This window comes from bacterium, assembly GCA_021108215.1.
GTDB lineage: Bacteria > Oederibacteriota > JAAXVQ01 > JAAXVQ01 > JAUVAV01 > JAIORK01.
Window position 1 is genome coordinate 16,527 of record JAIORK010000006.1, and the last position, 9,489, is coordinate 26,015.

Here is a 9,489-nt window from a genome sequence, read left to right on the forward strand (position 1 = left end):
GAGACACGGAGCACGCAGAGAAAAATAAAAAATCAGGGATTTAAAACAAAAAAATTATAATCCATACGTTCTTTATAATGCTTTTATTTTTATCCGTTTTCCCCTCTGTGTCCTCTGCGTCTCTGCGGTGAAATATTTATTTAATCAATTCTTCCAGCACCTTGCCCGCAGCATAGACTTCTTCTGTTGCCGAAACCGAATCGGTATCCATCGCTTCTTCCTGCGCCATACGCTCCAGCACCCGCTTATAATCAATCGGCATAACCTTCACAAACATCGGCAGCTGGGTCTGCCAGTTATCCAGAATAAATTTGGCGCGTGTACTCCGGGTATAGTCATAATGCTTTTCAATCAACATCTTCAACGCAAGAATGTCCGCTGCATGAACAACACTTTCCAGATCCACCATATCCAAATTACACTTAGTATCAAACAATTCATTTTCATCATAAACATAAGCCACGCCGCCGCTCATCCCGGCGGCAAAATTAACCCCGGTCGAACCCAGGACAACCACCACACCACCGGTCATGTATTCGCACCCATGGTCACCCACACCTTCCACCACCGCCCGGGCACCGCTATTGCGGACACAAAAACGCTCGGCTGCAATCCCATTGATATAGACCTCACCTGCCGTCGCGCCGTAAAGCACAACATTGCCGACGCTCATGTTTTCATGCGGTACAATTGTCGAACCTGCATCCGGCGCAACAATAATTTTCCCGCCGGAAAGCCCTTTGCCCAGATAATCATTGGCATCTCCGGAAACTTTAAGCGTTATTCCCGGCGCTAAAAAAGCACCCAAACTTTGGCCGGCCGAACCTTTAAAGCGAACCTCGATCCGGTCTTCCGGCAGCCCTGCTTCTCCATATCGCTTCGTAAGTTCATGACTGAGGGTCGTCCCAACGGTACGATTTATATTTTTAATCGGCAGGGAAATAATCACTTTTTCTCCGCGCTCCAATGCAGGTTTTGCCCGGGCAATCAGCACATTGTCCAAACATTTTTCCAACTGATGGTCCTGGCTCCCGGTGCAATGCAGGGTATCGCTCTGGACATACTTAAGCATATCTGAAAAATCAAGCCCGGCTGCTTTCCAGTGTTTTTTATCCGGAACAAACCTGAGCATATCGCTGCGCCCGATCATTTCATCCACAGTCCTAAATCCCATGGCTGCCATAATCTCGCGCAACTCCTGGGCCATAAATTTAAAAAAACGTTCCGGATATTCCGGTTTTCCGGTATACCGTGCCCGCAGTTCTTCCCGCTGGGTCGCCACACCGACCGGACAGTTGTTCAGATGACATTTCCGCATCATGATACAACCCAGCGTTACCAGTACAGTGGTACCGAATCCATATTCATCCGCACCCAGCAAAACAGCAATCGCCAAATCACGTCCGGTTTTTATCTGCCCGTCGGTCTGGACCCGGATACGGTCACGCAAACGATTGGCAATTAATGATTGTTGTGTTTCCGCCAAACCTAATTCCCAGGGCAAACCCGCATGTTTGATTGATGTCATGGGTGATGCGCCGGTTCCGCCGTCAAATCCTGAAATCAACACCGTGTCCGCCTTGGCTTTGGCAACACCGGATGCAATGGTGCCCACACCCACTTCGGAAACCAGCTTGACCGAAACTTTGGCTGCGGGATTTGAATTTTTAAGATCAAAGATCAATTGTGCCAAATCCTCAATGGAGTAAATATCATGGTGCGGCGGCGGTGAGATCAAGGTCACACCCGGCGTGGTATGCCGAACACGGGCAATCTCTTTGCTCACCTTGTGTCCGGGCAATTGCCCCCCCTCACCCGGTTTGGCGCCTTGCGCCATCTTAATCTGAATTTCATCGGCATTCGAAAGATAATGGGCGGTGACCCCAAAACGCCCGGAGGCAACCTGTTTGATGCGCGAACACTTGCTGTCACCGTTGGGCAATGGAATAAAACGCACCGGGTCCTCGCCGCCTTCACCGGAATTGCTCCGCCCTCCGATACGGTTGAGCGCTATCGCGATGTCTTCATGCGCTTCCTTGCTAATCGAGCCGTAGGACATGGCCGCAGTCACGAAACGCGGTGTGATCGAGGCAATTGATTCGACCTCGTCAATCGGTATCGCATTTTTTTTGTTGAATTCAAAAAAACTGCGTAAGGTTACATGCCCGGCCGCCTGATCATTAATCATGGCAGTATATTTTTTGAATCCAGCATAATCATTTTCGTGTGTCGCTCGCTGCAGTGTGCTGACAGATTCCGGTGTCCAAAGATGCCGCTCACCATTGACCCGCAAATGATACTCCCCGCCGGAATGCAACACCGGTGTGACCGCACCCTTTTCCGGATAGCCGCGACGAAAACGACGCACTGTCTCCTCCGCCAATTCCTTGATCCCCATACCGGAGACGCGCGACGCTGTATAGGCAAAATATTTATCGATTACTTTGCGGTTCAACCCGACTGCCTCAAAAATTTGAGAACCGAAAAAACTCCGGATGGTGGAGATCCCCATGCGGCTAAATGTCTTCAGCAGCCCTTTTTTCACTGCTGTGATATAAGCATCCATGGCCTCATCCGGCGTCTTGGCTTTATCCAGATACTGGGTCTCAGCCAATTCACGCACTGAAGCAAATGCCACGTACGGACAAATCGCGTTGGTCCCAAACCCGATCAATTGCGCAAAGTGTATAACCTCCCGGGCTTCACCGGTCTCAACCACAATACCTGCCTGGGTCCGCAATCCCTTACGAATAAGATGATGATGCAACCCCGATGCGGCCAACAATGCCGGAATCGGTGCGAAATCCTTATTCATATTAATATCCGTGAGAATTAAAATAGTGGCCCCGGTTTTGATTGCTTTTTCCGCCTGTTTGAATATCTCCTGCAAGGCTTTTTCCAAACCCAAACCGCCTGCACTCACCGGAAAGAGCATCTCAATATCCACGGTCTTAATATCCGAATGCTGGGCGCCGCGAATACGTGACATATCCGCAGTGGTTAAAATCGGATGCTGCAATTTAAGCATCCGGCAATTTTCCGGGCCTTCGGCGAGCACATTGCGCTCCCTGCCGAGCATGCTCATCAACGACATGACCAATTCTTCCCGCAAAGGATCAATCGGAGGATTGGTCACCTGTGCGAACAACTGATGAAAATAATTATAAAGAAGTTGCGGTTGATTGGAAAGCACTGCCAAGGGCGCGTCCGTCCCCATGGAACCGGTGGGTTCCTGACCATTGGATGCCATGGGCGTGAGGATCATTTTCAAATCTTCTTCTGTATATCCAAACGCATGCTGTTGAACACGTAATTTTCCCACATCCGGCTTGGGCGCTTTGGCCGGGGCAAACAAACCCCGCAATTCAATCTGATTTTCTTTAACCCATTTGCGATAAGGTTTCTGCCGGGCAATTTTGGCTTTAATTTCCTTATCCGGAATAATCCGGTGTTCCTGCAAATCAACCAAAAATATTTTCCCCGGTTGCAGCCGGCCATTAAACTGTATGCGCTCCGGCGGAAAATCCAGCACACCGGTCTCAGAGCCGGCCACAATCAAACCATCCTTTGTCACGGTATAGCGGTTGGGACGAAGCCCGTTACGATCCAGCGTCCCTCCGATATACCGGCCGTCCGAAAATACCAGACCGGCCGGACCGTCCCAAGGCTCCATCACAGCGGCATGATACTGATAGAAAGCGCGTTTATCCTGACTCATGTGATACTTCACACCAAACGCTTCGGGAACCATCATCATAATGGCATGAGGCAGTGATCGACCACCGGCGACCAAAATTTCCAATGCATTATCCAGTGCTGCTGAATCGCTGCCGTGCTCACTGATAAAAGGCTTTAGCTTTTCCAGTTCTTCCCCAAGCAACTCGGATTCCATAATGGCTTCCCGGGCACGCATCCGGTTAATATTTCCCCGCAATGTATTGATCTCGCCGTTGTGGGCAAGATAGCGAAAGGGCTGCGCCAGACTCCACATCGGCAGCGTGTTGGTGGAAAAACGCTGATGCACCAAAGCAAAAGCACTTGCGAACTCCGAATCATTGATATCCGGGTAAAAAGTTGCCAGCTGATTCCCGGTCAACATCCCCTTGTAATTTACCGTGGTGCTCGAAAAACTACAGACATAGAACTGACTGTAATCTCCATCCACAAAAGCACCCACCGCTTTTTCAATCAAGCGGCGCAGCACAAAAAGTTTAATTCCCAGCTTGTCCGCAGGATTTTCACCGGCAGTCACAAAACATTGCCGCACGACCGGAAGGGTCGAAAGGCTGAATTCACCTAATCCCGCAGTCATGACCGGCACATCACGCCATCCCAGAAGCTGACAGCCCTCGGCGACAACAATTTTCTCAAACGTACCAGTACATTTTTCCCGCAGTTTATTGTCCTGGGGTAAAAAGAACATCCCCACACCGTACGCACCTTTTTGCGGTAAGCTGATTTTTTTCTCTTTGCAAGCCTTCTGCAAAAACGCATCCGGCATATCCAGTAATAAGCCGGCACCATCTCCGGTCGCATCATCACCACCCAGTGCGCCGCGATGTTCCAAATTAATCAGAATCTTCACAGCATCCTGAACAATACTGTGGCGCGGCTTGCCGTCCAAATGAGCAATAAACCCGATCCCGCAACTGTCATGTTCATTTTGCGGATCATAAAGACCGCTTGCCTGAGGAACCCCGGCCGCATTGAGGCCGGTAAAATTCGTGAACCTGGAGAAATCTTTTTTCGACATCTGCCTAACCTTTCGAAATGTTATATATTGGTGTCTTTTGTAGGGGCGTGATTTATCACGCCCAAATTCAATTCGTGATTCACCACAAATTCCTGGGCGTGATAAATCGCGCCCCTACGCCTTTGGTTCTTTCCCGATCAGCAGATCAGTAGATCAGCAGACCACAGCAGTTTTTGCTGTTCCGCTGTTCTGCTCACTGCTGTTCCGGCAAGGCGCTCTGCGCCTTGCCATACCATTCTTGCAATGGCGAAACTGTCAAGGGCACATCCCGATGAACGCGCAAACCGTTCACCGCCGCCTGCGCACCCTGCAAGGTGGTGATGCAGGGAATGCCATGCCCCACCGCCAGGGTCCCGATCGGCCTGACATGCTCACGTCCGACCGGCCCGAAGGGAGTATTAATAATCAACTGAATTTTCCCGTCTTTGATCAAATCCAGGATGCTGTGCGAACCGTGTCCGATTTTTTCCACGGTCGAAACAGGAATATTATTGGATTTCAAAACTTTGGTCGTACCGGGTGTGGATACAATTTCAAAACCCAGTTCCTGCAACTGACGCGCTAAAAAAACAATATCGCGTTTATCATCATCCTTCACACTGATAAAAACCGTTCCGCCTGACGGCAGCTTTTGCCCTGCTCCCATCTGCGATTTGATAAATGCCATGCCGAAGGATGCGTCCACACCCATCACTTCACCGGTTGATTTCATTTCCGGTCCCAAATAAATGTCTACACCCGCAAAACGGGAGAAAGGCAGCACAGATTCTTTGATACAAAAATTAGGCCGCTGGATCGGACCTGCAATCCCCTGTTCCTGCAAGGATTTTCCTGCCATGACTTTGGAAGCGATCTTGGCCCAAGGTTGTCCCGTGGCCTTGCTCACAAACGGCACAGTACGGGATGCGCGCGGATTGACCTCCAAAACATAAATATTGCCGCGGCGTATCGCAAACTGAATATTCAACAACCCGCGAACACCCAGCGCCATCGCAATCCGGTCCGTATAGATTTTGATACGCTCAATCACTTCTTCCGACAGTGTATGCGGGGGCAAAACGCAGGCCGAATCGCCCGAATGAATACCCGCCTCCTCAATATGTTCCATAATGCCTGCCACCACGGTAGTCTCGCCGTCGCACACACCGTCGACATCCACTTCAATGGCATCTTCTAAAAATTTATCAATCAGCACCGGTTGACCCTCGGCCACATCAAACGCTTCCTGAACAAAATCCATGAGTGATTTAGGATCATAGACAATGCGCATGGCACGACCGCCGAGAACAAAAGAAGGCCGCACCAACACCGGGAACCCGATGGTATTGGCATGTTCCAACACCTCATCCACTGACCGGGCAATGCCGTTTTCCGGCTGCGCCATATCCAGTTCTACCATCAATTTAGCAAATTGGTCGCGGTCCTCCGCTCTTTCAATCGCTTCCACCGGCGTTCCCATAATGGGAGCCCCTGCATCTTCCAACCGCCGTGCCAAATTCAAAGGTGTCTGCCCGCCAAATTGAACAATAACGCCTGCGGGTTTTTCCTGGTCAATAATGTTCATAATGTCTTCAAAAGTCAATGGCTCAAAATAAAGTTTGTCGGAAGTATCATAATCCGTGGAAACCGTTTCCGGATTGGAGTTCACCATAATGGTTTCATACCCCAATTCCTCCATGGCAAACGAAGCATGACAGCAGCAATAATCAAATTCAATGCCCTGACCAATCCGGTTGGGACCACTGCCTAAAATCATAATTTTCTTTTTATCCGAGGGAACCGCCATTTCATTTTCAGTTTCATAGGTCGAATAACAATAGGGTGTATAGGACTCAAATTCAGCACCGCAGGTATCCACCAATTTATAGGTAGGCAATACACCCAGTGCCTTCCGTTTCGCCCGCGCCTCCAGTTCCGTACAATTGAGCCAGCCGGAAATCTGCTGATCGCTGAAACCTTCCTGTTTGATTTCCCGCATCCATTCGGCACTGATGGATTCAAGTGTATGACCGGCTTTGGCTTCTTTTAGATCACGTTCCACCAGCATGGCCAGTTGGTGTAGAAACCAGGGATCAATTCCGGTAACGGCATAAATTTCTTCAATCGCCATCCCCTGCCGCAGGGCTTCCCGCAGGGTAAACATGCGTTCTGCATGAGGTTTGGCCAGACGTTCTTTCAAAATATCTTTTGTCAAATCCGTCCCGATTTTAGGATAATGCTCATACCCGGACCGATGAATTTCAAGCCCGCGCAGTCCTTTTTGAAACGCCTCGCGAAATGTCCGGCCAATGGCCATGGTCTCGCCCACTGATTTCATGGAAACACCCAGTTTGGGATCAGCTCCCGGAAATTTCTCAAACGCAAAACGAGGAATTTTGACAACACAATAATCAATGGTCGGCTCAAAACATGCCATGGTTTTTTGAGTAATATCATTCGGGATTTCATCCAACGTGTATCCCACCGCCAAAAGTGCCGCGATCTTGGCAATCGGAAAACCGGTCGCCTTACTGGCCAGTGCCGAAGAACGGGAGACGCGCGGATTCATCTCAATCACGACCAAACGGCCGTCTTCGGGATTTACTGCAAACTGGATATTTGATCCCCCGGTCTCAACACCGATGGCACGGATGATGGCAATCCCGGCATCACGCATTTTCTGATATTCTTTGTCTGAGAGTGTCTGGGCCGGCGCCACCGTAATACTGTCACCCGTATGCACACCCATGGGATCAAGATTTTCGATCGAACAAATAATTACCACATTGTCGGCCTTGTCACGCATGACCTCAAGCTCGTATTCCTTCCAACCGGTGACCGACTCCTCAACAAGAATTTCATGGATCAAACTATTCTCAAGTCCAAGTGCGGCAATTTTTCTAAACTCCGTTTCATTATCAGCCACACCGCCGCCTGTGCCGCCCAAGGTAAAGGCCGGACGGATAATGACCGGATAGCCAATCTCTTCCGCCGCTTTGACCGACTCTTCCATCGAACGTCCCAAGCCGCTTTTCGGCAGGTCCAACCCCAGCCCTAAAATCACCTGCTTAAATTTTTCCCGGTCCTCGCCGCGATGAATGGCCTCAATATTCAGTCCAATCATTTCGACATTGTATTTATCAAAAACGCCGAGTTTATGCGTCTCCACGGCGGTATTCAATCCCGTCTGGCCGCCCAGGGTCGGCAGAACTGCATCCGGTCTTTCTTTCTCAATTATTTTTTCCATGATTTCAGGTGTGATTGGTTCGATATAAGTTCGATCAGCCATTTCAGGATCAGTCATAATGGTTGCCGGATTGGAATTCACCAAAACAATTTCATAGCCTTCGGCTTTCAATGCTTTGCAGGCCTGCGTCCCGGAGTAGTCAAACTCACACGCTTGACCGATGACGATGGGACCTGATCCTATGATGAGTATTTTTTTTATATCCGTACGTTTGGACATGTTGCATTCCTTTACCGTATTGTAGGGAATGGTCGCGACCATTCCCTACGCAATTCATTTTTTATGCTTCTCAATCATTTCCATAAACGTATCAAATAAATATTTTGCATCATGCGGACCGGGCGAGCATTCCGGGTGGTACTGGACGGAAAATACCGGAAATTTTTTATGCCGGATCCCTTCCACGCTTTTATCATTCATATTAATATGTGTAATCTCAATCTCATCCGACAATGAATTGGCATCGACACAGAAACCATGATTTTGTGAAGTAATACTGACCTTGCGGGTCTGCATATCCATAACCGGATGGTTAACGCCGCGGTGCCCGAATTTCATCTTCTCAGTCTTGCCGCCCAATGCGAGTGATAGAATCTGATGTCCCAGGCAAATCCCAAAAATCGGCACCTTACCTAACAGATTTTTAATGGTCTCGATAAGATAAGGAACTGCCGCCGGATCACCGGGACCGTTGGAAACCATAATCCCGTCAGGCTTTTGTTCCCGGACATCCTCCACCGACGCTTGTGCCGGCACCACGGTAACATTGCATCCGCGCAGCGCGAGTTCCCGGCAGATATTGCTTTTGGCACCGCAGTCAACAACAGTTACGTTGTACTTGCCCGCCGGTGGTGAAATTGTTTTGTCCTGAAATGGGTAGGCTTTTTCACAGGTAACTTTCCGGACCAAATCCTGACCTGTCATATGCGGTGCCTGACGGGCTTTCTCCGCCAAAGCATTGCTATCCGTACTTTGTGTTGTCAAAATACCGTTCATACTGCCGGTCTGCCGGATATGACGGGTTAACGCACGAGTATCAATACCTTCCAGCCCCATGATCCCTTGCTGCTTCATCCAGTCTTCCAATGACTTGGTCGCACGAAAATTTGAATGCCAGCGGCATAGTTCACGGACAATAAAACCGGCCACTTGAATTTGAGACGATTCCATATCATCTTCATTAACACCGTAGTTGCCAATGAGTGGATAGGTCATCGCGATCATCTGACCGCAATAAGACGGGTCGGTCAGTACTTCCTGGTACCCAGCCATACCGGTATTAAATACCACCTCGGCAATCATTTCTCCTTGTGTGCCGAATGATTTCCCCTTAAATACCTTGCCGTCCTCTAAAACCAGAATCGCGTCCAATAAAGCCACCTTCTCACTATATTATATATGTAGAGGTCTGTTTCCAACCTGACCGACACCTGCAAATTTTCCACAAAATTCTTGATAATATAACACAAACTTTTTTGATTTCAAGTTTTTTTTTGGAACGTGATTATAT

3 protein-coding genes are annotated in these 9,489 nt (G+C 49.1%); all 3 read right to left on the reverse strand.

Translation table 11 applies throughout. The annotated features are described in order from the left end of the window. Window positions 1–136: 136 nt before the first annotated feature. The 3 genes from gltB to carA all read right to left on the reverse strand — a co-directional run bounded on the left by gltB (window position 137) and on the right by carA (window position 9,350). Window positions 137–4,753: a glutamate synthase large subunit gene (gltB, locus tag K8S19_01150; protein ID MCD4812292.1), complete on the reverse strand. Its 4,617-nt coding sequence runs from the start codon at window positions 4,751–4,753 to the stop codon at window positions 137–139. Window positions 4,754–4,946: 193 nt separating this feature from the next. Continuing rightward, window positions 4,947–8,198: a carbamoyl-phosphate synthase large subunit gene (gene carB / locus K8S19_01155; GenBank protein MCD4812293.1), complete on the reverse strand. Its 3,252-nt coding sequence runs from the start codon at window positions 8,196–8,198 to the stop codon at window positions 4,947–4,949. Window positions 8,199–8,252: 54 nt separating this feature from the next. Beyond that, window positions 8,253–9,350 carry a glutamine-hydrolyzing carbamoyl-phosphate synthase small subunit gene (gene carA, locus K8S19_01160; GenBank protein ID MCD4812294.1) on the reverse strand — a complete coding sequence of 366 codons (1,098 nt, stop codon included), beginning with the start codon at window positions 9,348–9,350 and terminating at the stop codon, window positions 8,253–8,255. Window positions 9,351–9,489 lie beyond the last annotated feature (139 nt).

Excerpts from the sequence above, each read along its gene's own strand:
- gltB (MCD4812292.1), bottom strand. The coding sequence starts at position 4,753 with ATGTCGAAAAAAGATTTCTCCAGGTTCACGAATTTTACCGGCCTCAAT.
- carB (MCD4812293.1), bottom strand. The coding sequence starts at position 8,198 with ATGTCCAAACGTACGGATATAAAAAAAATACTCATCATAGGATCAGGT.